At 40.3% G+C, this 23597-nt stretch carries 31 protein-coding genes; 19 read left to right on the forward strand and 12 right to left on the reverse strand.

Going from position 1 to position 23597, the window contains the following annotated elements:
* Window positions 1-31 precede the first annotated feature (31 nt).
* From yjgA to OA91_RS12255, 9 genes are all read right to left on the reverse strand, one after another.
* Window positions 32-559 (reverse strand): ribosome biogenesis factor YjgA, encoded by a 528-nt coding sequence (gene yjgA / locus OA91_RS12215; protein ID WP_063338674.1) that lies wholly within the window; start codon window positions 557-559, stop codon window positions 32-34.
* Window positions 560-565: 6 nt separating this feature from the next.
* The gene (gene mgtE / locus OA91_RS12220) at window positions 566-1918 is read right to left on the reverse strand and encodes a magnesium transporter (RefSeq protein WP_046016822.1); all 1353 of its coding nucleotides are present in this window, start codon (window positions 1916-1918) and stop codon (window positions 566-568) included.
* Window positions 1919-1930: 12 nt separating this feature from the next.
* A complete protein-coding gene (locus OA91_RS12225; RefSeq protein ID WP_063338675.1) occupies window positions 1931-2200 on the reverse strand; it encodes an HPr family phosphocarrier protein in 270 nt (89 codons plus the stop codon).
* Between the two features lie 8 nt (window positions 2201-2208).
* Entirely contained in the window at window positions 2209-2658 is a 450-nt protein-coding gene (ptsN, locus tag OA91_RS12230; protein WP_063338676.1) for a PTS IIA-like nitrogen regulatory protein PtsN, read from the reverse strand.
* 13 nt (window positions 2659-2671) lie between these two features.
* Window positions 2672-4144: an RNA polymerase factor sigma-54 gene (locus tag OA91_RS12235; protein WP_046016825.1), complete on the reverse strand. Its 1473-nt coding sequence runs from the start codon at window positions 4142-4144 to the stop codon at window positions 2672-2674.
* Between the two features lie 75 nt (window positions 4145-4219).
* On the reverse strand, window positions 4220-4945 hold the full coding sequence (gene lptB, locus OA91_RS12240; protein ID WP_046016826.1) for an LPS export ABC transporter ATP-binding protein: 726 nt from the start codon (window positions 4943-4945) through the stop codon (window positions 4220-4222).
* Window positions 4945-5469: a lipopolysaccharide transport periplasmic protein LptA gene (gene lptA / locus OA91_RS12245; RefSeq protein WP_046016827.1), complete on the reverse strand. Its 525-nt coding sequence runs from the start codon at window positions 5467-5469 to the stop codon at window positions 4945-4947. The genes lptB and lptA overlap by 1 nt, the downstream gene beginning before the upstream one ends.
* Complete coding sequence (lptC, locus tag OA91_RS12250; protein WP_063338677.1) at window positions 5453-6016, reverse strand: LPS export ABC transporter periplasmic protein LptC; 564 nt, start codon at window positions 6014-6016, stop codon at window positions 5453-5455. The genes lptA and lptC overlap by 17 nt, the downstream gene beginning before the upstream one ends.
* A gap of 9 nt (window positions 6017-6025) precedes the next feature.
* Window positions 6026-6985 (reverse strand): calcium/sodium antiporter, encoded by a 960-nt coding sequence (locus OA91_RS12255; RefSeq protein ID WP_046016829.1) that lies wholly within the window; start codon window positions 6983-6985, stop codon window positions 6026-6028.
* Window positions 6986-7152: 167 nt separating this feature from the next.
* Here OA91_RS12255 and OA91_RS12260 point away from each other — a divergent pair, with 167 nt between their 5' ends.
* The 10 genes from OA91_RS12260 (at window position 7153) to OA91_RS12305 (ending at window position 14264) form a co-directional block, all read left to right on the forward strand.
* Window positions 7153-7962 (forward strand): ATP-binding cassette domain-containing protein, encoded by an 810-nt coding sequence (locus OA91_RS12260; protein WP_046016830.1) that lies wholly within the window; start codon window positions 7153-7155, stop codon window positions 7960-7962.
* Complete coding sequence (mlaE, locus tag OA91_RS12265) at window positions 7959-8741, forward strand: lipid asymmetry maintenance ABC transporter permease subunit MlaE (protein WP_063338678.1); 783 nt, start codon at window positions 7959-7961, stop codon at window positions 8739-8741. Before OA91_RS12260 ends, mlaE begins: the two co-directional genes overlap by 4 nt.
* Before the next feature lies 1 nt (window position 8742).
* The gene (mlaD, locus tag OA91_RS12270; RefSeq protein ID WP_046016832.1) at window positions 8743-9204 is read left to right on the forward strand and encodes an outer membrane lipid asymmetry maintenance protein MlaD; all 462 of its coding nucleotides are present in this window, start codon (window positions 8743-8745) and stop codon (window positions 9202-9204) included.
* A 2-nt stretch (window positions 9205-9206) separates the two neighbouring features.
* Window positions 9207-9821, forward strand: a complete 615-nt coding sequence (locus OA91_RS12275; RefSeq protein ID WP_063338679.1) for an MlaC/ttg2D family ABC transporter substrate-binding protein — start codon at window positions 9207-9209, stop codon at window positions 9819-9821.
* Entirely contained in the window at window positions 9818-10126 is a 309-nt protein-coding gene (locus tag OA91_RS12280) for a hypothetical protein (protein WP_063340096.1), read from the forward strand. Before OA91_RS12275 ends, OA91_RS12280 begins: the two co-directional genes overlap by 4 nt.
* A 101-nt stretch (window positions 10127-10227) precedes the next feature.
* The gene (locus OA91_RS12285; RefSeq protein ID WP_063338681.1) at window positions 10228-10467 is read left to right on the forward strand and encodes a BolA family protein; all 240 of its coding nucleotides are present in this window, start codon (window positions 10228-10230) and stop codon (window positions 10465-10467) included.
* Between the two features lie 20 nt (window positions 10468-10487).
* Window positions 10488-11750, forward strand: coding sequence for a UDP-N-acetylglucosamine 1-carboxyvinyltransferase (murA, locus tag OA91_RS12290; RefSeq protein WP_046016836.1), 1263 nt, complete (start codon window positions 10488-10490; stop codon window positions 11748-11750).
* A gap of 1 nt (window position 11751) precedes the next feature.
* Window positions 11752-12396, forward strand: a complete 645-nt coding sequence (gene hisG, locus OA91_RS12295) for an ATP phosphoribosyltransferase (RefSeq protein ID WP_046016837.1) — start codon at window positions 11752-11754, stop codon at window positions 12394-12396.
* Window positions 12396-13703, forward strand: a complete 1308-nt coding sequence (hisD, locus tag OA91_RS12300; protein WP_063338682.1) for a histidinol dehydrogenase — start codon at window positions 12396-12398, stop codon at window positions 13701-13703. The genes hisG and hisD overlap by 1 nt, the downstream gene beginning before the upstream one ends.
* Window positions 13704-13706: 3 nt before the next feature.
* Window positions 13707-14264: a hypothetical protein gene (locus OA91_RS12305; RefSeq protein WP_046016839.1), complete on the forward strand. Its 558-nt coding sequence runs from the start codon at window positions 13707-13709 to the stop codon at window positions 14262-14264.
* 47 nt (window positions 14265-14311) lie between these two features.
* On the opposite strand, the gene OA91_RS12310 is transcribed toward OA91_RS12305, so the two are convergent.
* Window positions 14312-15388, reverse strand: coding sequence for a S1C family serine protease (locus OA91_RS12310; RefSeq protein ID WP_063338683.1), 1077 nt, complete (start codon window positions 15386-15388; stop codon window positions 14312-14314).
* A 29-nt stretch (window positions 15389-15417) separates the two neighbouring features.
* On the opposite strand from OA91_RS12310, the gene OA91_RS12315 reads away from it, so the two are divergent.
* Window positions 15418-16182, forward strand: a complete 765-nt coding sequence (locus OA91_RS12315) for a Nif3-like dinuclear metal center hexameric protein (RefSeq protein ID WP_063338684.1) — start codon at window positions 15418-15420, stop codon at window positions 16180-16182.
* A gap of 37 nt (window positions 16183-16219) precedes the next feature.
* Here the strand turns inward: OA91_RS12315 and OA91_RS12320 are convergent, their stop codons facing one another.
* Window positions 16220-16660: a ZapG family protein gene (locus OA91_RS12320; RefSeq protein ID WP_063338685.1), complete on the reverse strand. Its 441-nt coding sequence runs from the start codon at window positions 16658-16660 to the stop codon at window positions 16220-16222.
* Between the two features lie 143 nt (window positions 16661-16803).
* Here OA91_RS12320 and zapE point away from each other — a divergent pair, with 143 nt between their 5' ends.
* From zapE to OA91_RS12365, 8 genes are all read left to right on the forward strand, one after another.
* Window positions 16804-17901 carry a cell division protein ZapE gene (gene zapE, locus OA91_RS12325; protein WP_063338686.1) on the forward strand — a complete coding sequence of 366 codons (1098 nt, stop codon included), beginning with the start codon at window positions 16804-16806 and terminating at the stop codon, window positions 17899-17901.
* A 186-nt stretch (window positions 17902-18087) separates the two neighbouring features.
* Window positions 18088-18516 carry a 50S ribosomal protein L13 gene (gene rplM, locus OA91_RS12330; protein ID WP_046016844.1) on the forward strand — a complete coding sequence of 143 codons (429 nt, stop codon included), beginning with the start codon at window positions 18088-18090 and terminating at the stop codon, window positions 18514-18516.
* A 14-nt stretch (window positions 18517-18530) separates the two neighbouring features.
* Window positions 18531-18923: a 30S ribosomal protein S9 gene (gene rpsI / locus OA91_RS12335; RefSeq protein ID WP_046016845.1), complete on the forward strand. Its 393-nt coding sequence runs from the start codon at window positions 18531-18533 to the stop codon at window positions 18921-18923.
* Between the two features lie 186 nt (window positions 18924-19109).
* Window positions 19110-19703, forward strand: a complete 594-nt coding sequence (gene petA, locus OA91_RS12345; RefSeq protein ID WP_046016847.1) for a ubiquinol-cytochrome c reductase iron-sulfur subunit — start codon at window positions 19110-19112, stop codon at window positions 19701-19703.
* A complete protein-coding gene (locus tag OA91_RS12350; RefSeq protein WP_046016848.1) occupies window positions 19703-20947 on the forward strand; it encodes a cytochrome b in 1245 nt (414 codons plus the stop codon). Before petA ends, OA91_RS12350 begins: the two co-directional genes overlap by 1 nt.
* A 2-nt stretch (window positions 20948-20949) precedes the next feature.
* Window positions 20950-21732 (forward strand): cytochrome c1, encoded by a 783-nt coding sequence (locus tag OA91_RS12355; RefSeq protein WP_063338687.1) that lies wholly within the window; start codon window positions 20950-20952, stop codon window positions 21730-21732.
* A 98-nt stretch (window positions 21733-21830) separates the two neighbouring features.
* Window positions 21831-22463 (forward strand): glutathione S-transferase N-terminal domain-containing protein, encoded by a 633-nt coding sequence (locus tag OA91_RS12360; RefSeq protein WP_046016850.1) that lies wholly within the window; start codon window positions 21831-21833, stop codon window positions 22461-22463.
* Between the two features lie 78 nt (window positions 22464-22541).
* Complete coding sequence (locus OA91_RS12365; RefSeq protein WP_063338688.1) at window positions 22542-22940, forward strand: ClpXP protease specificity-enhancing factor; 399 nt, start codon at window positions 22542-22544, stop codon at window positions 22938-22940.
* A gap of 63 nt (window positions 22941-23003) precedes the next feature.
* On the opposite strand, the gene OA91_RS12370 is transcribed toward OA91_RS12365, so the two are convergent.
* Window positions 23004-23597, reverse strand: a complete 594-nt coding sequence (locus tag OA91_RS12370; RefSeq protein ID WP_046016873.1) for an SIS domain-containing protein — start codon at window positions 23595-23597, stop codon at window positions 23004-23006.

Here is a 23597-nt window from a genome sequence, read left to right on the forward strand (position 1 = left end):
TTAACTAGTGTTGGCTCGTCCTGAATAGGGGCTAGGCAAGTCCAAGTTTTTTGTCTTGAACTTCTCTTAATAGTCTAAATAGCTTTTTGCGGTTTGTTGTTTTGCCATTTTGACTGACTTCTTTTTGAGCTTGTCTAATGAGTTGTCTAAAGTGCTGAATATCAACATCAGGGTTTTCGCTTAAGTACTCTTGTAAAACACTTTGACTGTTTTCGCCAATTAATGCGTCACGTAGGTTTTCAAGTTGATGAAACATTTTGTTATGAGCAGCAGAAGTTGTATCAAATAACTCAATGCGAGCTGCAATTTTTTCGTGATCTTCTGTGCGCATAATGCGTCCGATATATTGCATATGGCGACGCATGGCTTCATGTTTCTTTATACGATCAGCTTCAGCTAATGCATCTCGTAGGGTGTCAGACATCTCAACTTTTTTTTGCTGTGCCTTACTTAAATTAAGTAGCTTCTTACCCAAAGCTTGCAGCGCTTCCATTTCACGCTTGATTTGAGTTTTACTAATAAAGTTTTCGTCGTCTTCTAATTGATCAAAGTCTGTCATGTGAGCCTAAATAAGAAAAATAGTTGCTAGCCCTAAAAAGGATAAAAAACCGACTACATCTGTCACTGTAGTGAGTATTACGTTACCCGCAAGAGCTGGGTCTATGCCCAAGCGCTTTAATGTAATAGGGAGGAGTGTGCCGACAAGGGCGGCAAACAGTAAATTAATGATTAATGCGCCCGCTATGATATAGGCAATCTCAATGTTGTCAAACCAATATGCAGTTAAAGCGCCCACAACAATGGCCCAAAGTATGCCGTTTAAAAAGCCGACGACAATCTCTCTGTTTAAAAGCCATCGTGTATTAGCTGCACCTATATGGCCTAATGCTATACCTCGAATAACCAATGTTAGTACTTGTGAGCCAGCTATTCCGCCCATGCTGGCAACAATTGGCATAAGAATGGCGAGAGCAACGACCTGATCAATTGTGTTTTGAAAAAGGCCAATTACATAAGAGGCAATAAAAGCTGTAATCAGGTTAATGCCTAACCAAACTGCGCGGCGCTTAGAGGTTTGCATGATGGGGGCAAAAGTGTCTTCGTCATCATCAAGGCCGGCCATACTGAGCATTGAGTGTTCTGCTTCATCTCGAATTACATCGACGACATCATCAATGGTAATACGCCCTAAAAGTTTGCCGGAAGCTTCGTCAATTACTGGGGCAGATACTAAGTCCATTTTTTCAAATAATTGGGCTACTTCACTAGCAGGAGCGTTAGCTTCAATTACCGTTGTCTCTGTTTCCATTATATCTCGTACGCTAGCTTCGGGGTCAGCAACGAGAAGTTTGGTTAGAGGGAGAGTGCCTAAAAATCTATCAGAGCGGCTGACAACTAATAAACTGTCTGTCATGTCAGGTAGACTTGCATGGCGCCTTAAGAAGCGAAATGCAATATCGATAGTGATATTGGGTCGAACTGTGATGGTGTCTGTATTCATTAAGCCGCCAGCAGAGTCTTCTGGGTAGCTTAGGAGTGATTCGACTCTAGATCTGTCTTGAGCCGTCATTGACGCGAGTACTTCAGCTACGACTGTCTCAGGCAGGTTTTGTAGTATGTCTGCTAGGTCATCACTTTCAAGTTGCTCTGTTACGGCAACAAGTTGCTCTGTATCCATTTCCTTAAGGAACTGAACACTAATGTCTTCACTTAAGTATTGAAGTATCTCACCTTCATTCTTTTGTTCTATGAGGTCCCAAAGAAGGCGTCTTTCTTTTGGCGGTGAGGATTCTAGAAGGCGAGCGACATCTTGCGCAGGTAAGGCGCCATTAAGTAAGTATTTAATTTGCATAGTGCCACCAGACTCAAGAGAGTCTGTGACAGTTTGCAGGTGTTGTTGCGTATCCTGTTCAACCATTTGGTTTAGGTATTATTCTTCTTCGTCAAAGCGATTGTTGATAAGTGCTGTTATGGCTTCAAGTGCTGCTGCTTCATCTTCACCATTGGTTTTGATTGTAATATTGGTGCCTTTTGAGGCAGCTAGCATCATCATTGCCATGATGCTTTTACCGTCCACATTGCGACCTTCTTTATCTATTGTAATATCACAAGAAAATCGTGATGTCGTTTCGACTAGTTTACCAGCTGCTCTGGCATGTAAACCTAGTTTGTTAATAATAATGATCTCTTGCTCTAACATGTTGGTCCCTATAACAATGATTTAAATGTGTCGTAAAGTGCCTGATTTGAATCTGCTTGTCTTAAGGACTCTAACTTTTCTGGAGACTGAGCAAATTCTGCAATCTGACCTAGTGTTTTTAGGTGGTGATCACATTCTTGTGGCGGCACAATTAAAGCAAATATTAGATCGACTTTTTTGCGGTCTATCGCGTCAAAGTCAATTGCCTTTTCTAAAGAGATAACAACCATTGCTGTATGGTTTGCTTCTTCCAAGCGGCAATGAGGTACAGCAATACCTTGGCCTACGCCAGTACTTCCAAGTTTTTCGCGAGCCAGTAAAGCATCAAAAACGGCTTCTTTGTCGCAATGAAGTCTATCTCCTACCAAATTAGCAATGCTTTCAAGTGTTCTTTTTTTGCTGGTCGTAGCAAGATTCGCGATTACTAGTTCTGGTTTTAAAATGTTAGTTAATGACACTTTCTATTCCGCTTTATATTAGTCTTTTTCGTTCATTTGAAGGGGGGATGTTCATTGCTTCACGGTATTTAGCAACGGTTCTCCTTGCCACTTGTATGCCTTGATCTGCCAATGCCGTTGCAAGCTTGTTGTCGCTTAAAGGCTTTTTGGCGGGTTCATCGGTAATGAGTTTTTTGATCATGGCTCGTATTGCTGTTGATGAGCACTCTCCACCAGAGTCAGTACTTACGTGACTGGAGAAGAAGTATTTCAATTCAAAGATGCCTCTAGGTGTGTGCATATACTTTTGAGTGGTAACACGAGAAATCGTGGATTCATGCATACCAACTTCTTCTGCAACATCATGCAGCACCATAGGTTTCATGGCTTCTTCACCTAGCTCAAAAAAATCTATTTGTTTTTCAACAATACAGCTAGCTACTTTGAGTAGGGTTTCATTCCGGCTTTGGATACTTTTTAAAAACCATTTGGCTTCTTGCAAAGAGTTTTTAATGTAGTTCACTTCCTCAGTTTTTTTAGAGCTATTAGCAAGTGATGAATAGGTTTTGTTGATTCTAACGGGAGGAAGTGCATCGTTATTAAGTTCAACTTGCCAGATATCATTACGTTTTCTGACATTAACATCTGGAATAACGTAATCAGTATCATCTTGATCGATAAGAGAACCAGGCCTTGGGTTAAGTTGCTGTATTAGAGCAATAACTTCCTTTAGGGCTTCTTCTTTTAGTTTTGTTTTTCGAGATAGCTGGGTGAAGTCTCTGCTTCCTAACAAAGCGAGGTGCTGATTTATTAGGTTGTGAGTGCTCTTGTAAAGAGGGTGTTCTTTGTAAGCTTGTAATTGAACTAGCAAGCATTCTCTTAAATCAGCTGAACAAACGCCTACAGGGTCAAAGCATTGTAGCCTATGTTGTACAGCTAATACCTCGTCCTCTTCTAATTCTTCGAGTTGTGGCATTAAGCCTTGCCAGATCTCATTGATAGAAATGCTTAGGTAGCCATCAGGTTGGACGCACTCAATAATAGAGTAGGCAATTTCAATATCACGTTCAGAAAAAGGCGTTAAATTAAGTTGCCAGATCAGGTGGTCTTGGATGCTTTCTGAAGGTGCATTTCTGCTCTCAAAATCAAAGTCATTGTCGTAGCTTTGGCTTTCTGATGCTGCTGCGGAGTTTTGATAAGTATCATCCCAAGAGCTGTCGATGGATAGTTCTTCTGGGATGCTTTCTGTCCACTCAGACTCTACTCTTGCTTCATCATTATTTTGGCTATTTGAATTAGCTTCATTATCTTTTTTGTCGGTATTTTCTTCTACACTAGTATCATTAAAGTCATCATCATCCATTTCTAAAAGGGGATTAGATTCTAAAAATTCATGGATTTCTTGTTGTAGGTCCAATGTAGATAATTGCAGTAAACGTATGGCTTGCTGCAATTGAGGTGTCATGGTCAGTTGTTGACCAATTTTTAACTGTAAAGATTGCTTCATAGTGAAACACTTTCTGTAAGAATGATTTGGAACGAGTTATGCATATTACTCCCTTTTTCAGTAAAAGAGAAAGATCTAGAGTCGGAAGTTGTCGCCCAGGTAAACTTTTTTTACCTGTTCATTCGAAATGACTTCTTCCGCATTGCCTGAGGCGATAATGTGTCCATTACCCACTATGTAAGCCTTGTCGCAAATATCCAATGTTTCTCTAACATTATGGTCAGTAATTAAGACGCCAATACCGCTTTGTTGAAGGTGTTTGATGATTTGTTTGATATCCCCAACAGAGATAGGGTCAACGCCAGCAAAAGGTTCATCTAGCAAGACAAATTTTGGGTTCATAGCTAGTGCTCTTGCTATTTCAACACGACGCCTTTCACCACCAGAAAGTGCCATGCCTAAATTCTTTCGTATATGTGTAATGTGGAATTCGTTAAGAAGCTCTTCAAGCTTCTCCTCTCTTTCTTGTTTGGAGAGACTTTTTCTAGTTTCCAAGATGGCGGCAATATTATTTTCAACAGACATTTTTCGAAATATGGACGCTTCTTGAGGAAGGTAGCCTATGCCTTTTTGTGCTCTTGCATGCATGGCTAAATGTGTTACTGGCTCGCCATCAATAAAAATGCCACCTTCATCATTCGCAACCATGCCAACTATCATGTAGAAGCAAGTGGTCTTGCCTGCGCCATTTGGCCCTAATAAGCCAACCGCTTGGCCGGACTCTACAGCTATGGATACATCAATAACAACTTTACGTTTTTTGTAGCTCTTAGCCAAATTTTTAGCTTCTAGAATCGCCATTAATTAGCCTTAGGAGGTGTGTTAGATTGGGGTTGTAATGTCATGGAAACACGACCGCCTTTGTTTTTCTTTGCTTCGAATGTGCCTGTTTTCATGTCGTAGCGGATAAAGCCTGCTGCAATTTCATCTTCACCTCGCTTAATAAAGCCTTCACCTTCTACTTCTAAAATAGAGGTGCTGCTATCATAGAAAATTTTGGTGCCTCGGCTAATAACCATATTGCCAGCGATATCTACTTGTTGGCTAAAGTTTGCAGCTTGACCATCTGTCCCTTTAGCAAAGATTTTGTCGTATTTGTTAGTGGACTTTGAGCTAGTAATGGTTAGTTTATTGGCACTAATCAGTATGCTGCCTTGGCTAACTTTTACATTGCCTATGTAGATAGCATTGCCTTTTTCATTATCTATGAAGGCTGAATCTGCTTCGATTTCAATGGTTTCTTGAAAATCTTCAGGTAACGCATACCCAGAAGTGGCGCTAATGGTGCAGCTTAATAAAAATAAGCATTTAACGATTTTGTTCATAACTTCCTCGTACAGATCCCTGCATGGTTACTTTATTTGTGCTGGTAAATGCAGTGATAGTGTCTGCTTTAATATTGCCTTGTGCTGATGTGATGTTGGCTTTGCCAAGGCTAGTAATACTTTGATCTTTATCTGTATAAATAATGCTATTGGATGTAATGACAGTTGGTACAGATTCATTTGATTGGTTTGTTATCTTAGCAGAACCATTTAGCAATATGTCGTTACTTGAATCTTTAATTAAGCCTGTTTCGCTAGAAGCTACCCAAATACTTCCGTTTTGAGTTTTGCTTACTATAGGCTCAATAAGATGAGACTCTCCTTGCATTGGGTAGTGTTTAATTTCTTTCGCTAACAACTTTTCTGTCAACTGGCCATCTATATTAAATGTTTTTGTTTCAACACCTTCTAAAAAAAAGTCTGGTGCAGATTCTAATTCACTTTTTTGTAACAAACTTTGTTTAGGTGTAAGGCCAAACCAAAATGTGAAACTAAAAACTAGCATTGCACCTAGAGCAATTGAGGCCAGTGTCCATTTCTGTTTCATGATAAATCTTTACCTAGCTTGTAAAAATAGACTGATTAAATAAGTAGCATAACTGATAAGCAGTATAATACCGATCCATTTTGGGATGCTGGTTGATTTAGTTCTACGGAAAATCAGGATGCAAAGTGCTAAAAATAGTGAGGTGCAGAACATCCACCAATAATCTCTGCCCATGATGTTAGGGTCTATAAGTCCAGGGGCAATAATAGCTGGTAAAGGAAGTACAGTTGCTAAATTAAACAGGTTTGAGCCTAAAATGTTACCTATGGCAATGTCGTGGTGACCTTTAAGGGCGCTTGTTATTGACGCTGCAAGCTCTGGTAAACTCGTTCCAATTGCTATGATGGTTAATCCGATAAGTAACTCACTGACACCGAAAGCAACCGCTATACCTGTCGCACCCCAAACTAGAATTTTTGAGCTCAAAATTAAAACGGCTAGACCTATTACGGCTATTGTCAGTGATTTAGTAACGCTCGACCCATCGTCTTCTGGTAGCTCCTGTGTAAGCTCCTCTTCTAGGCCTTTGCTGTTTCGTAACAGTAAGAATAGTGCGACAAAAAAAGCAATAATAAGGATAATGCCATCTAAAAACTCTAAGCTGTTATCCATCATAAGTAAGCCAGCAAGTATGGTGATACCTAGCAGAATAGGCACTTCTTTGGTAGCAAGACCTTCTTTTATTGGGATGGCGCTGATTAATAACGTGGCGCCAAATACAAGCGCTACATTTGCAATGTTAGACCCCAAGACGTTCCCTACAGCAATTTCAGGTGCACCATCTAGTGCAGCAATCGCTGATACAACCATTTCGGGGGCTGAAGTGCCTAAGGCAACTAAGGTGAAACCAATAACAATTGGGCTTACATTTAGTTTTTCTGCTACCAATGCAGAGTGCTCAATGAACTTATCGGAACTAAAAACTAGGAGAATGAGACCAAAAAATAGGGCGGCAGAGAATAGCAGCATGAGGTAAAACTAACTCGTGTGAAAAATGATGCCTAATTTAATGAAGTTTGCTCCATAAATTCAAGACCTTAAATGCCATAAACCACTTAATCTCCTTGTTTTAGTGTTCAATTTATTAAAATCCAGTGTAATATTCACGTTTGGTGATAAAGAACCAGGGAAAACTGATGAGCAATAACTTTGTTGATATTCAAAATATGAGTTTCTATCGTGGTGATAGAGCAATTTATAAAGACATATCGCTACAAATTCCAAAGGGTAAAATTACCGCGGTTATGGGCCCAAGTGGAACGGGTAAAACTACCTTGTTACGTTTAATTGGTGGTCAGTTAATGCCTGATGAGGGCAAGGTTTTATTAGATCAGCAAAATGTACCAGATTTGTCTAGAAAGCAATTATACGAAGCTAGAAAGAAAATTGGCATGTTGTTTCAAAGTGGCGCACTTTTTACTGATATTAGTGTCTTTGATAATGTTGCTTTCCCATTAAGAGAGCATACGAACTTCAGTGAAGATGTTATTCGTGATGTGGTTTTAATGAAATTACAGAGTGTTGGCCTACGCGGGGCAGCGAACTTAATGCCTGCTGAACTTTCAGGGGGAATGGCTCGACGAGCGGCTTTGGCGCGTGCAATTGCACTTGATCCCCAATTGGTTATGTTTGATGAACCTTTTGCTGGTCAAGACCCTATCTCAATGGGGGTAGTTGTTGAGTTGATAAAACGATTAAACCAATCAGTGGGAATGACTTCAGTATTAGTTTCCCATGATGTTGAAGAGTCTCTTTCAATTGCTGATTATGCCTATATTCTCTCGGGTGGTGCTGTTGTTGCACAGGGTACGCCTGATGAGATTCGAGCATCTTCAGATGAAAGGGTTAAGCAATTCTTAGGTGGTTTGCCTGACGGTCCTGTTCCGTTTCATTTTGATGCGATGGATTATCAAGAGGATATGAAAATGGGTGGGAATGCTAGATGAAATCAATACAGTCGGCAGGATTGACTGCGATTAACTCGATCGCTGCTTTTGGTAGAGCCGGGTTATTTCTGATCCATGTGATGTTACATAAGCCCAAATCCTTTTCTGGGGCGATGAATTTGTTGATAAAGCAAATTTATTCAGTGGGTGTGCTGTCCCTAGTTATTATTGTTGTATCTGGGCTGTTTATCGGAATGGTACTAGGGCTTCAAGGTTATACAATTTTAGCAAAGTTTGGCTCTGAGCAGGCAGTAGGGCAGTTACTTGCATTGACATTGTTACGTGAGCTCGGTCCAGTCGTTACTGCTTTGCTATTTGCCGGTCGAGCTTGTTCTGCACTTACTGCAGAGATAGGTTTGATGAAAGCGACAGAGCAGCTTTCTAGCCTTGAAATGATGGGGGTTGATCCTTATCGACGCATTATAGCGCCACGATTTATAGCTGGTTTAATTTGTCTGCCGATTTTATGTGTCATTTTTTCAGCAGTGGGCGTGCTAGGTGGTGAATTTGTTGCTGTGAGTTGGTTACAAATTCATGGAGGAAGTTTTTGGTCATTGATGCAGCAGTCGGTCTATTTTTCAACGGATGTTGTTAATGGCATTATTAAAGCATTTTGTTTTGCCATAGCGACAACTTGGATTGCTGTGTTTCAAGGATATGAATGCGAGCCAACATCAGAAGGTATAGGTAAGGCTACAACACGTACTGTAGTGTTAGGGTCTTTGTCTATTCTCGCATTAGATTTTATTTTAACCGCCGCTATGATAGGGGATTTTTAGCATGAAGAATAAGCAGCTAGAGCTTATGGTTGGTATGTTTGTTATTTTAGGGTTTGCTGCTTTAGCGTATTTAGCTATTCAAGTAAGTGGGCTTTCTGGTTCCAGTTCAAAAGATGTATATCAAATACAGGCAAGATTTGATGATATTGGTGGCCTTACTGAAAGAGCAAAAGTCTCTATTGCTGGTGTCACTGTTGGTGAAGTAGATAGTATTGTTCTTGATAAAGAGCTTTATATGGCACTTGTAACATTTAATATTTATGCGGATGTTGAAAATATTCCTACAGATAGCTCATTTGCTATTTTGACTAATGGTTTATTGGGTGAAAAATATGTGGGGGTGTCGATTGGTGCAGAAGAAGAGTACTTAACTCAAGGTGGAGAAATATATGATACACAATCTGCCTTAGTGTTAGAAAACCTTATTAGTCAGTTCTTATTTGAATCGACTCAAGGGGATTGATTATGAAAATATTATTATCCGTTTGTGTTTTACTTTTATCCCTAGTTACTCAATTGGCTTATGCTCAGCTTGGGCCAAGAGAGCAGGTTGTTAATGTTGTTGAATTATTGAAGACTGAGATTGTTGCCAATCGTGACGTTTTATCAAAGGATAAAGCGGCTTTAAGGCAGAAAGCAGACGAAATTCTTTCACCTTTGATTAATTTCGATAACTTTGCGAAGAATGTAATGGGGAAATATTATCGTAGGGCCTCAAAAGAGCAAAGATTAGAGTTTTCAACAGTGACAAAACAAACACTTTTGAATAGTTATGCGACCGCTTTATTAGAGTTTGATGAAGAGAAGGTGAAAATTTTACCTTTAGCCCCTTCAAAGAAAAAAAATAAAGCTAGAGTGAACATGGAGTTTGTGACTGATGCTGGCAGCTTGGTTGATATCGTATTTTTGATGAAGCTGAGTAAGCAAAACGAATGGTTGCTCGATAATGTGATTATTAGTGGTATTAATTTTGGCCTAACTTTTAGAAAGCAATTTGCATCCATGGTTCAAAAAAACAAAAACAACATAGACTTGGCAATTGCAAGCTGGGCTAAGTCATTGGAAAAGAGAGTTGAGTGAGCATGCTTGAATTGGTGGAAAGTGATAAGGAAATTAGCATTTTAGGAGAATACCAAGCAGCAGAGCTTATGATGCTTGAAGCTAACCTAAGCAAATGTTTAAACTCCCTCAATACAGCTAAAGACTTAAACTTAACCTCTTTGAAAGGAAGTGATAGCGGGCTAATTGCATTACTTTTGTTTTATCAGAGGTTTGCAAATAAAAAACATTGGCAAGTAAATTTAATAAATGCCAGTGCCGGAGTGAAAGGTCTGATAGAATTGTCCCAGTTGAATGATTTTTTTACACTAGTTGATGATAAATAGTCGTGTAATGACGTGTTTTGACTAGTTGATTTAAAGTTTTTTGGTAATTAGAGCCAATATACAGAATAAGTTATAGGCGTTATTTAAGATTTGGAGTTGTTGTGAACGCAAACGAAGTAAAAGCATTATTAGAAAGTGAAATTGAAAGCTGTGAAGTGATTGCCGAAGGAGAAGGGTGTAACTTTCAATTGACCCTGATTTCTCCTGTTTTTGACGGTTTATCTATGGTGAAAAGACAACAGCTGGTTTACGCGCATCTTCAAGATTCGATTGCCAGTGGCGCAATTCATGCCGTTACTATGAAAACCTATACACCAGCACAATATAGTCAATTAAACTAATTACGCGTTAAGGAAACAGTATGGATAAGCTGCTAATTACTGGCGGTCAGTCACTTAATGGTGTGGTTAGAGCATCTGGTGCAAAAAATGCAGCTTTGCCTATTTTGGCTGCAACACTTCTTACAAAGCAACCTATTACGATTAAAAATCTACCTCATTTGCACGATATTACGACCATGTTGGAGTTGTTAGGCTCTATGGGGTGTGGTGTTGTTGTTGATGAAAAAATGAATGTTCAGTTAGATGTCTCTACTGTCAACCGCACTGAAGCGCCTTATGAATTGGTTAAGACAATGCGAGCTTCAATTTTGGTGCTGGGGCCTTTAGTTAGTCATTTTGGCGAAGCCATAGTTTCTTTGCCTGGTGGCTGTGCAATAGGTAGCCGTCCTGTAGATCTTCACTTACGTGGTCTTGAAGCGATGGGTGCAGATATTCAAGTAGAAGGCGGTAACATTGTTGCTAAAGTTGATGGTCGCCTAAAAGGGGCGAGAATTTTCTTTGATAAGGTAACGGTAACAGGAACAGAGAATCTTTTGATGGCTGCTGTTTTAGCTGATGGCCGCTCTATTCTTGAAAATGCTGCTCGTGAACCAGAAGTTGTTGATTTGGCTGAATGCTTGATTGCTATGGGAGCGAAAATCACGGGTCATGGTACAGATACTATTACCATTGATGGCGTGGAAGAGCTTTTTGGTACTGAATATTCTGTAATGCCTGATCGAATTGAAACAGGTACCTTCCTTGTTGCCGCTGCAATTACCGCAGGTAAGGTAAAAGTTGTCGATACTGATGTTCATTCAATGGAAGCAGTACTTGCCAAACTTGAAGAGGCGGGTGCCAGTGTTGAGGTAGGCGAGGATTGGATTGAACTTGATATGCAAGGGCGTCGTCCTAAGGCTGTTAATATCAGTACAGCACCTTACCCTGCTTTCCCAACAGATATGCAGGCTCAATTTGTAGCATTAAATGCTATTGCAGATGGTGTGGGGCGAGTTACAGAAAATATCTTTGAAAACCGTTTTATGCATGTTGATGAGATGTTGCGTATGGGGGCTGATATTGAAGTGAACGGTAATACGGCCATTGTTAAAGGTGGTAGTGCGCTTAAAGGTGCCCCAGTGATGGCGACGGATTTAAGGGCTTCTGCGAGTTTAGTTCTTTCTGCATTAGTAGCAGAAGGGGATACTAAGATAGATCGTATTTATCATATTGATCGTGGTTATGAATGTATTGAAGAGAAGTTTGGTTCTCTCGGCGCGAAAATATCAAGGGTATTAAATTAAAATGAGTAAGACGTTAACAATAGCTTTATCAAAAGGTCGAATTCTTAAAGAGACTTTACCTTTATTGGAAAAAGCCAACATTATTCCCGCAGAAGATATTTCGAAAAGTCGTAAACTGATTTTTGATACCAACCATGAAAATATTAAGCTTGTTATTCTAAGGGCAACAGATGTGCCGACATACGTAGGGCATGGTGTTGCTGACTTTGGTGTAGCGGGTAAAGATGTATTGATGGAGTCAGATACAAGTAATATCTATGAGTTGCTTGATTTGGAAATTGCAAAATGTCGTTTAATGACAGCTGGCGTTGTAGGTGTGCCTGAAACAACAGGTCGCTTGAAAGTGGCATCTAAGTTTACGACAACAGCAAAAGAGTATTTTGCACAGCAGGGCATACAAGCGGATGTGATTAAGCTTTATGGTGCAATGGAATTGGCGCCAATTATGGGATTAGCTGATTTAATTGTGGATATTGTTGATACAGGAAACACCCTTAAAGCGAATGGGCTTGAGGCGCGTGATCTTATTGCTGATATCAGTACTCGTTTGGTAGTCAACAAAGCGGCTTATAAAACTAAGTATGATCAGATTCAGCCTATTATGGAAATGCTGCAATCTGCAGTTGAAGGTGAAAGAAAAAGCTAATGAGCATTAATATAAAAAGACTTTCTACTCAGGAAGAGGGTTTTAAAAATGAGTTGGATGCTCTTCTGGCGTGGGACTCAGTTTCAGACTTAGATGTCCAGCAAACGGTTGCGAATATTGTCTTTGATGTACGCAAGCGAGGAAATGATGCCTTGCTTGAGTACACAAATAAGTTTGATCGCTGCGAGTTTAAAGCAGCAGAACAATTAGAAGTGCCTGTTGCTGATATTCAAGCGGCAATAGCTCGTGTTGATGCAAGTATTTTGCAAGCGTTAAAGTCGGCAGCTGAGAGAGTGAAGTCATATCACCTTCATCAAAAGCAAGACTCTTGGCAGTATGAAGAGGCTGATGGCACAGTTTTGGGTCAGCAGGTGATGCCTCTTGATAGAGTTGGTGTTTATGTGCCTGGCGGTAAAGCGGCTTATCCATCTTCTGTTTTGATGAATGTTATGCCTGCAAAAGTTGCTGGTGTGAAAGAAATTATTATGGTCGTTCCAACGCCTGATGGTGTGGTTAACGATATTGTGCTTGCTGCTGCTAGCATTGCGGGTGTTGATCGTATTTTTACTGTTGGTGGTGCTCAAGCTGTTGCTGCGCTTGCTTATGGTACAGAAACTATTCCTAAAGTAGATAAAATTGTGGGCCCGGGTAATATCTTTGTGGCGACAGCTAAGCGAATGGTTTTTGGTGCGGTTGGGATCGATATGATTGCAGGGCCATCTGAAATTCTTGTTGTTTGTGATGGTAAGACCGACCCTGATTGGATTGCGATGGATCTGTTCTCACAAGCGGAGCATGATGAAGATGCTCAATCTATTTTGATCTCCCCAGACGCAGCTTATCTAGACAAAGTTCTAGAGTCGATGAATAAGTTGCTTGAAGGTCAAAGTCGTAAAGATATTATTCTAGCTTCATTGGAAGGGCGTGGAGCTTTAGTTCATGTTGCAAGTATGGATGAGGCGATTGAAATTGCTAATCATGTGGCAGCCGAACACTTAGAGTTATCTGTTGATCAGCCTGAATTGTGGGCGCCTAAAATTCGTCATGCTGGCGCTATTTTTATGGGGAGACACACGGCTGAGGCTCTAGGTGATTATTGTGCAGGGCCTAACCATGTTTTGCCAACATCAGGTACTGCTAGATTCTCATCTCCTTTGGGTGTTTATGATTTTCAAAAACGTAGTTCCTTGATTAATTGCTCTGTTCAGGGTGCTAGTGAATTGGCTAAAATTGCTGGTCCTTTGGCTAGAGGTGAGTCTCTACAGGCGCATGCAATGTCAGCAGAGTATAGACAAATCAAGGATTAGGTTTTGTTAAAACGTGAAGCACCTGATCATCAGCGAAAAGCACTCTATCAATTAAGAGTGGTGACGCGAATTTTTGCTTTGGTTGTGATATTTCTTTTGGTTGTAGGCTACTTCTTGCCAAAGAAATATCATATTGAGCGCTCTATCAATATTGATGCGACACAAATTGAGGTTGCAGACTTTTTAGCGAAAGCGTCCAATTTGTCTGGATGGCTTTATGTGCAGAAAGGACAAGTTGAGTTGCTTGATGTTGCGCTTACGCAGGATTTAATCTTGGCTATTAACTATGAGTCTGGTGATAAAGGCTCAATTAGAATTGGCGAGCTTAGATCAGCTAAATATAAATTTGATGTTATTCCCAAAGAGGGGCAAAGGGTCGTTGCGAATGAACTTAGTCTTGAGGCGTTAGAGTCTGGTAATGTAACCCGAGTTTCCTGGTCTATTAATGGCGAGCTAGAATCGGGGTTGTTGAGCCCTTATCTTGCTTTATTTGCTAATGATATTGCTGGAGCAAACTTCGAAAAGAGTTTGTCTCAGTTAAAAGTTCGTCTAGAAAAATAAACTCAAATTTAGTTTTAAAAGTGCCGCTATTCAGCGGCATTTTTTATTTATGGTTTCTCTGCTCCCATCATAGGTTGCTCACCAAGTTTAATGCTTGTTTGATAGGATTGAGTACCTCTTACACCAACAATAGAAACGACTTTTCCAGGTTTGTATTTTGCAATTTGATTTCGAGTGTTATTGGCATTAGTTGTCGCTATGCCATCTATACTCAATAAAATGTCTCCACTTAAAATGCCGGCGTGCTGAGCAGGACTCTTATTGTTGACATCTGAAACCAGCAAGCCTTCTTTAATATTTAGGTTTAGGATTTTTACCGTAGCAGGTGTTATTTGTCTCGCTTCTATACCCAAATAGCCGCGCTCTACTTTACCAAACAGGATGAGGTCTTCCATAATGTCAACAGCGTCAGCGATTGGGATTGCAAAGCCTATACCTTGTGAGCCGCCGCTGTTTGAATAAATTGCTGTGCTGATTCCAATGATTTCGCCTTGGCTGTTGATAAGTGCGCCACCTGAATTTCCAGGGTTTATTGCCGCATCAGTTTGAATGAAGTTTTCATAAGCATTAAGCCCTAGCTGGTTTCTTCCCATAGCACTTATGATACCCATTGTAACCGTTTGACCTATCCCAAATGGGTTGCCTATGGCGAAAACTAAATCACCAACCGAAGTCATATTTTGTTCTGGCATTTTGATACTAGGTAACTCAAGAAGGTTTATTTTCAATAGAGCTAAGTCAGTCGCAGGATCTGTGCCTATAAGTTTAGCCCTTGTTTGACGACCGTCTCTCAGTGCAACAATAATGCCGTCTGCACCTTTGATAACATGATGGTTGGTAAGTATGTAACCATTATCTGATGTGATTACTCCAGACCCTAGGCCAACTGATTTGTTTGATGTTTTTTGAGATAAAGAGTTGCTTGCTTTGCTGCTCGTAACTTTCTTTTGTGTGTAGATATTTACAACCGCTGGGGCGGCTTGATTGACTGAGTTTGCATAACTTTGAGTGTGCACTTCTGAGTGAGATTCTTTGATTTGGAAGTAAAGTAGATAAGATAAACCAAGACATAGGCCTACTAAGCTGGCTAAAATTGTATTGAGATTAAGTTTTTTACTTATCATAATTTTTATTAATACTGCCTATGGAGGTGATGGTGAATCGTCACGAATTTGAAAAAGCGCTAACCGCTATTCTAAAGCCAAACAAGTTTAAAGACTATGCCCCAAACGGTTTGCAGGTTGAAGGATCGGAAAAAATTTCAAAAGTAGTCACAGGAGTGACGGCCTCTCAAGCGCTTATTAATGAGGCGGTTAAGTTACAAGCTGATACTATCTTGGTTCATCATGGCTATTTTTGGAAAGGTGAGTCACAGGTGATGACAGGGATAAAATATAAGCGCATTTCTAGTTTGATTAAAAATGATATTAATCTATTTGCTTATCACTTGCCGTTAGATGCGCATCCAGAGTTAGGTAATAACGCTCAATTGGTGAAAAAATTTGGATTAGAAAAACCTCAGCCATTGCAAGCCTATTTGCCTTTAGAGGAATCAATAGGTGTTGTTGCTGAGTTTAAGTTGGCGGTTGGGGTTAATGAGGTGAAATCGATCGTTGAAAAAGAATTGGGTCGTAAGGTCTTGTTGGAGTTTGCAGGAAAATCTGAAATCAAAACGGTTGCCTTATGTTCAGGTGGCGCGCAGGGGTATATAGAGCAGGCGGTTGAAAGAGGAGCTGACTTATATTTGACTGGTGAGGTATCTGAGCAAACGATACACTTAGCGCGTGAATACGGTATTAACTTTATTGCGGCTGGTCATCATGCAACAGAGCGTTATGGTGCAAAAGCTATGGCTCGCTATATACAAGATGAGCTTGGAATTGAGGCATGCTTTGTAGATATAGATAACCCTGCCTAGGGCTATCTATATTATCTAGTGCTTTAGCTTTTAATAATTAAGGTGTGTTGCTTTTTTCTTGCTCTTTATTAAAGCCGAAGTCTTCAGATAGGGTTCCAGGAGACTGTACATCTGTTTTTAAGGCGTAGTCTCTAGGCGGTTCTGCTTCTATCTTAGGGGTGTCTTCAATTTTTGCTGTTGTATTTATGTCGGAGTTGTTTTGTATGTTGACGTTGCTTAGTTCAAGGGCGCCATTTGCAATTTGATTTCTTAGTTTAGCAATAGTTGTCTCTGCTTGCTCAAGAGCATTCTCAGTTTCTTCAAAGAAGCTATCTATAGCAACCTGTTGTTTATCAAGTTCGTGTTTCACAGCATCGGGAGATAAAATTGTAGTGTTGTTTGTCGCCGATTTATTTTCTTTTTTCAAGCTCATGCCCAAAAATAGGCCTACAGCTGCGCCAGCGATAAAAATTACCGCATCAATTACTTCTAAGTTCATGACTTACTCCAAAAATATAACAAGTTAAGTATAGCTGAATCTTGTCTCGAAAGAAGCCTTATTGAGATGAGCTTTGGTGAGAATTTTGCTAGAATTAGCTTCAATTTAATTGGTTTGTTTATCTTTCAAAGTTTAAGAGCCCTATGACCCCTTTATCACGTTACCGCAAAGATTTAACTCGTTCTGATTTTGCCTACGATCCTGCACAAGAAGAGGCTGTTGAGGCCTTACAAGATCTGTTTGATCGAATTGTAAATAAAAAGCCTGAAGCAACAGGTGGATTCCTAAGCTTTTTTAAGAAAAGCAATAAGCCTGAAGTGGAGAAGGGTTTATATTTTTGGGGGGGAGTCGGTCGAGGTAAAACGTATTTAATGGATACGTTTTATGATTGTTTGCCAACTGAGAGAAAGCTTCGTTTGCACTTTCACCGTTTTATGCAAATGGTCCATAAAGAGTTGCGTGAAGTTAAAGATGTTAAAAATCCATTGGAGGTCGTTGGAAAGCAAATATCGGCTAAAGCTGAGGTCTTATGCTTCGATGAATTTTTTGTGAAAGATATTACCGATGCAATGATTTTGGCAGGGCTTCTAAAAGTATTGTTTGAAAATGGCACCAGCCTGGTGGCGACATCAAATATTGAGCCTGATGGCTTGTATGAAAATGGTTTGCAGCGAGCTCGCTTTTTACCTGCTATCGATCTGGTTAATAAACACACCCGTGTCATGAATATTGATGGTGGTGTTGACTATCGTTTACGTGCGCTCAAACAGGCAAGTCTTTACTATACGCCACTTGGACAAGAGTCAGAGGCTGCTTTAGCGGCTTGTTTTGCTCGTTTAGCGCCTGATTTAGCGCAAGCAAAAGAAGGTGGTGTGGTAGAAATTGAAAACCGAAAGATACATTTACAGAATAGTTGTGAAGATATCGCTTGGTTTGACGTATACGCATTATGTGATGGGCCGAGAAGTCAGGTTGATTATATTGAAATCGCAAAACTTTATACTACGGTTATCGTGTCTAATGTTCCTCAGTTTGATACGACTCGTGATGATATGGCTAGGCGATTTATTAATTTAGTGGATGAGTTTTATGACAGGCATGTAAAACTTATTGTGTCCGCAGAAGTAGAAATTCCTGAAATATATAAAGGAACACAATTGGCTTTTGAGTATGACAGAACCGTCAGTCGTTTACTTGAAATGCAATCTGAAGAGTACTTGTCGCTAGAACATAGGCCATAAAGGTAAGTGATAGCGATAATATCTTAATGTTTATCTAGGATGTGCTCTTTATAAAGTAGGGTGGAATGTGTATAATCCGCTCGCCTTTTTTAAAAGGTATATGCACGTTATGTTTTCGATACGAAGACATAACCAATAATAATAGGTATTGAGCATGTCAATACATGCTAAATGAAAGGGTTTTTGATGAAAACTTTTACTGCAAAACCTGCTGAAGTAAGACGCGACTGGTTCGTAGTTGATGCTGAAGGCAAAACTTTAGGCCGTTTGGCTACCGAGATTGCTCGTCGTTTACGCGGTAAGCATAAAGCTGAATATACTCCTCATGTTGACACTGGTGATTACATCGTTGTTATCAATGCTGATAAAGTTCATGTTACAGGTAACAAGGCTAAAGCTAAACAATACTACCGTCACACTGGTTATCCAGGTGGCTTGCGTTCGATGAACTTTGAAACGCTGATCGATCATGCTCCAGAGCGCGTTCTTGAACTCGCAGTTAAGGGTATGTTGCCAAAAGGTCCTTTGGGCCGCGCTATGCACAAGAAAATGAAAGTGTATGCTGGTACTCAACATCCACATGCAGCTCAACAGCCGCTAGAACTTAATATTTAATACGGAAGATCATTATGTCAGCTACTCAATACTACGGTACAGGTCGTCGCAAATCATCTACCGCTCGTGTATTCCTTAAGGCCGGTACTGGTAACCTAGTTATCAACGACCGTTCTCTAGAGCAATATTTCGGCCGTGAAACTGCGCAAATGGTTGTTCGTCAACCACTAGAGCTTGTTGAAGCAACAGAAAAATTTGACGTTTACATCACTGTTAAAGGTGGTGGTATCTCTGGTCAAGCTGGTGCTATTCGTCACGGTATTACACGTGCATTGTTACAGTATGATGAGACACTACGTCGTTCTCTACGTACTGCTGGTTACGTTACTCGTGACTCTCGTGAAGTAGAACGTAAAAAGGTTGGTCTACGCAAAGCGCGTCGTCGTCCTCAGTTCTCCAAGCGTTAATCTTGGGATACTTCCAAACGCCTGGTTATCCAGGCGTTTTTTTTATGCGATATGTCAATGTCGCTCTTCTGGTGATGAGACTTTTCTTGCCAGAACCCTTTGTTTTTTTTACTATTTGCACTGCATTCATATTGGGGTTCGTCATACTCTAATTTGGGATTTGTAATTTGGTGGGAGAGAACCATAATGAGTCAAAGCGACGTTAATAAAGGTCGACGTCGATTCCTGGTCGGAACAACAAGTGCTATTGGCGCGGTTGGTGCGGTCGGTATCGCTACCCCCTTTGTTGCTTCTTGGAAGCCGAGCGCAAAAGCGAAAGCTGCTGGTGCGCCAGTTAAAGTTGATGTCAGTAAGTTAGAAACTGGTCAACAAATGATAGTCGAGTGGCGTGGGCAGCCTGTTTGGGTCGTGAAACGATCTAAAGAGACACTTGATAATCTAACAAAAATTTCTGATCAACTTAGTGATCCATCTTCTGAAAAAGATCAGCAACCTGAGTATGCACAAAATGCGTACCGCTCTATTAAACCTGAAATTGTAGTGCTACTAGGTATTTGTACACACCTTGGCTGTTCTCCAACATACCGTCCAGAATTAGCTCCAGAGGACTTAGGTCCTGAATGGGTTGGTGGTTATTTCTGTCCTTGTCATGGTTCTCGCTTTGACTTAGCTGGACGTGTATACAAGAGTGTTCCTGCGCCAATCAACTTATTAGTGCCGCCTTATCAATACCTTTCTGATAATGTGATCTTAATTGGTGATGACGGAGGTAACGCGTAATGGCCGATTTTAAAGAATCGAAAGGCTTGATGGGTTGGATTGACGCTCGTCTTCCTGTAACTGAAGCCTTTGAAAAACACATGAGCAAATATTATGCTCCGAAAAACTTCAATGTGTTTTATATCTTTGGTGTTCTTTCTCTTGTTGTACTTGTTAACCAAATACTAACTGGTGTGTGGTTGACAATGAGTTATACCCCTTCAGCGGAAGCAGCTTTTGCTTCGGTTGAATACATCATGCGAGATGTTGAGTATGGCTGGCTAATTCGCTATTTGCATTCAACAGGTGCTTCGGCATTTTTTGTTGTTGTTTATATGCATATGTTTAGAGGCTTGTTATATGGTTCTTATCAAAAACCACGTGAATTAGTTTGGTTGTTTGGTATGGCTATTTATCTTGCTTTGATGGCTGAAGCTTTCATGGGTTACTTACTGCCTTGGGGACAAATGTCTTACTGGGGTGCGCAGGTAATTATCTCTTTGTTTAGTGCGATTCCTTTAATTGGACCAGATTTAGCAGAATGGATCCGTGGTGACTACTTGATTTCAGGTATTACACTGAACCGTTTCTTCTCTTTGCATGTTATTGCTCTGCCTCTCGTTATCGTTGCACTTGTAGTATTGCACTTGTTGGCATTGCACCATGTGGGTTCTAACAACCCTAAAGGTGTTGATATCAAGAAGTATAAAGATGAAAACGGTGTGCCATTAGACGGTATTCCATTCCATCCTTTCTATACAACTCATGACTTGGTAGGTATTGCAGTCTTCTTATTTGTTTTCTGTTCAGTGGTTTTCTTCTTCCCTGAAATGGGAGGATACTTCCTTGAGAAACCAAACTTTGAAGCAGCTAACCCGCTTAAAACACCTGAGCATATCGCACCAGTGTGGTACTTTACGCCTTTCTATGCAATCTTGCGTGCTGTTACCTTCCCGCTATTTGGCTTAGATGCTAAGTTCTGGGGTGTTGTGGCTATGGGTGGTGCTATCGCGATTTTGTTTGTATTGCCTTGGTTGGATAGAAGTCCAGTTAAATCAATGCTTTACAAGGGTTGGATGAGTAAACTTGCACTCTTTATTTTCTGTATCAGTTTTGTTGTATTGGGTGTGTTAGGTGTTCTTCCTTCAACTGATGGTAGAACAACAGCAGCTCAAATCGCTTCTGTAATATACTTTGCGTATTTCATTCTAATGCCTTGGTATACACGTTGGGAAAGCACTAAGCCTGTGCCAGAGAGGGTGTAATTATGAAAAAAATTATTGCTACTATTACTCTGGCATTGCTACCAGCACTGGGTTTAGCTGCAGGTAGTTCTGTAGAGCTAGAAGACATGACGCCTGATCTTCATGATAAAGCGTCTCTACAGCGTGGTTTAAATACTTTCGCAAACTATTGTTTAGGTTGTCATGATGCTGGTTATGCTCGTTTTGAGCGTGCAGCAACTGACCTTGGTATTCCTGCAGATCTTTTCACTGAAAACTTATTGCCAGCGGGTAATAAAATTGGTGATTTGATGGCTAACTCTATGGACTCTAAAGATGCTAAAGCTTGGTTTGGTGCTCCGCCACCAGATTTAACGCTTCAGGCTCGTGTTCGTGGTAGTGACTGGGTTTACAGTTATCTAAAAGCTTTCTATGAAGATGAGACTCGTCCTTGGGGTGTAAACAACACTGTATTCCCAAATGTCGGTATGCCGAATGTTTTAGAAGGCCTACAAGGTGTTCGTCATGTAACTTGTGCGCAAGCACCTGCGTATGATGAAGATCACAACCCATTATTTGATACTTTAACGGGCGAAGCTCTTACAGTTGAAAAATGTGGTATTGTAGCTCAGAAAACTAAAGGTTCTCTTTCTGAAGAAGAGTTTGAACAAGTGGTTTACGATGTAACTAACTTCTTGGTTTACATGGCAGACCCTATCCGTCTTCAGTCTGAAGCTTTAGGTTTGAAAGTATTACTATTTATCGTATTGTTTGGTGTTTTCGCATTCCTCTTGAATAAAGAGTACTGGCGCGAAATTGACCATTAAAATACTGCAAACAATAGCCGCAAATGCGGCTATTGTTTGAATGTGTTTATGTAGCCCCGCTTAGGGGTTTTCTTTGTTTTTGGAATAGGGGTTTATCCATGGGTGTTGTTGCAAAACGCTCTTCAATGACTTTTTTCTCTGATGGTGAAGACCATTACAGTCACAGAGTCAGAATTGTTTTAGCAGAAAAAGCCGTAACGGTTGATATCATTGATGTGGATCCATTCAATAAGCCGAGTGAATTGGCGGATGTGAACCCATACAATGAATTACCTGCACTAGTAGACCGTGACCTTGTCTTGTATGAGCCGAATGTCATGATGGAATATTTGGATGAACGTTTCCCTCATCCTCCTCTGCTTCCTGTATACCCTGTTGCACGTGCTGAAAGTCGTTTGTATATGTATCGTATTCAAAGAGACTGGGCAGCATTAGCTGATTTTATTTTGACAAGTAAAGATCAAGCTGCAATTGAAAAAGCTCAAAAAGAGCTGAGAGAAAGCCTAATTAATGTAGCGCCAATCTTTCAAGAAAAGCCTTATTTCATGAGTGATGAGTTCACGATTGTTGATTGTTGCTTGGCTCCGATTTTATGGAGACTTCCTATTTTGGGTGTTGAAATAACGAAAGAGCAGGCGCAGCCTTTATTTGAATACATGGATCTTATTTTTGATCGTGAATCATTTAAAGAAAGCCTTTCAGAGGCTGAACAAGAAATGCGTTTAGACTAACGTTAAGTTAGTTGTTGAATAAAGGGGCCTTATGCCCCTTTATTTGTTTAGTAGAGAAACTAGAAAGAGAGAAGGGTGATGGTCCCAAAAAGATCCTATTTGCTGAAGGCAGCCTATGAGTGGGTTGTTGATAATGATATGACACCGTATCTTTTGGTAAATGCCGAATTGCCAGATGTTGTTGTGCCAACGGAATTTATTCAAGACGGTCAGATTGTTTTGAATATTAGTATGACAGCGGTAAGGCACCTTATTATGGATCAAGAGGCCGTGTCTTTCGAAGCTCGCTTTAGCGGTAAACCAATGCAGGTATATGTGCCTATTAAGGCAACCTTAGCTGTGTACGGTAAAGAGAATGGCGATGGATTATTCTTTCCAGATGAAGAGTTTCCAGATGAGCCTACATATCCGACACCAACCAAAGAGCCTGAGCCAAAAGCGGATAAAAAAGGTTTTACTTTACGGGTTGTGAAGTAGCTTTGCCCTGAATCTAGGTTATTGTTTATCGAGTTAATAAAAAAGGCGCTTTAAGCGCCTTTTTTAATCTTCATAGCCAAAAAGTTGGCGTTCAATTAAATCTATTAGTGTATGTATGACAAGGACTTGGCACTCATGCACTCTAGCAGTCCCCAATAGGTTTATTTTAATTTCTGTATCATCTGTAGAGGTTAGAGCTGAAATGTTTTTTGCCTCTGGGCTAGTTAAGGCGACAATAGACATCTTTCTCTGATGCGCGGCTTGAATAGCTTGAATGATGGGAGAGGTGTTGCCTTTATTGGCTACTATAAATAGAACATCACCAGGGTTTCCAATTGCAGTTAATTGTTTTGAAAACACATCATGGTAACTGTCGTTGTGCGATATAGATAACAAGGATGCACCTTCACCACTTAATGTAATTGAGGGAAGTCCAGGTCTCTCTCTTTCCATTTTATCTAACATTAAGGTGTTAAAGTAATGGGCTAAATGTGAGCCCGTACCATTGCCACAACAAATTACCTTATTACCTTCTGCAATACTTGCAAACATAACTTTTGCTGCATGCTCAATATAAGGTGGTAAGGACTCAAAAGCACTTTGCTGTGCTTCAAAGCTTTGGGCGAATTGGGTGTATATTGCTTCTTGAAAATCCAT

Source organism: Marinomonas sp. SBI8L, assembly GCF_001624705.1.
In the GTDB taxonomy this organism is placed as follows: domain Bacteria; phylum Pseudomonadota; class Gammaproteobacteria; order Pseudomonadales; family Marinomonadaceae; genus Marinomonas.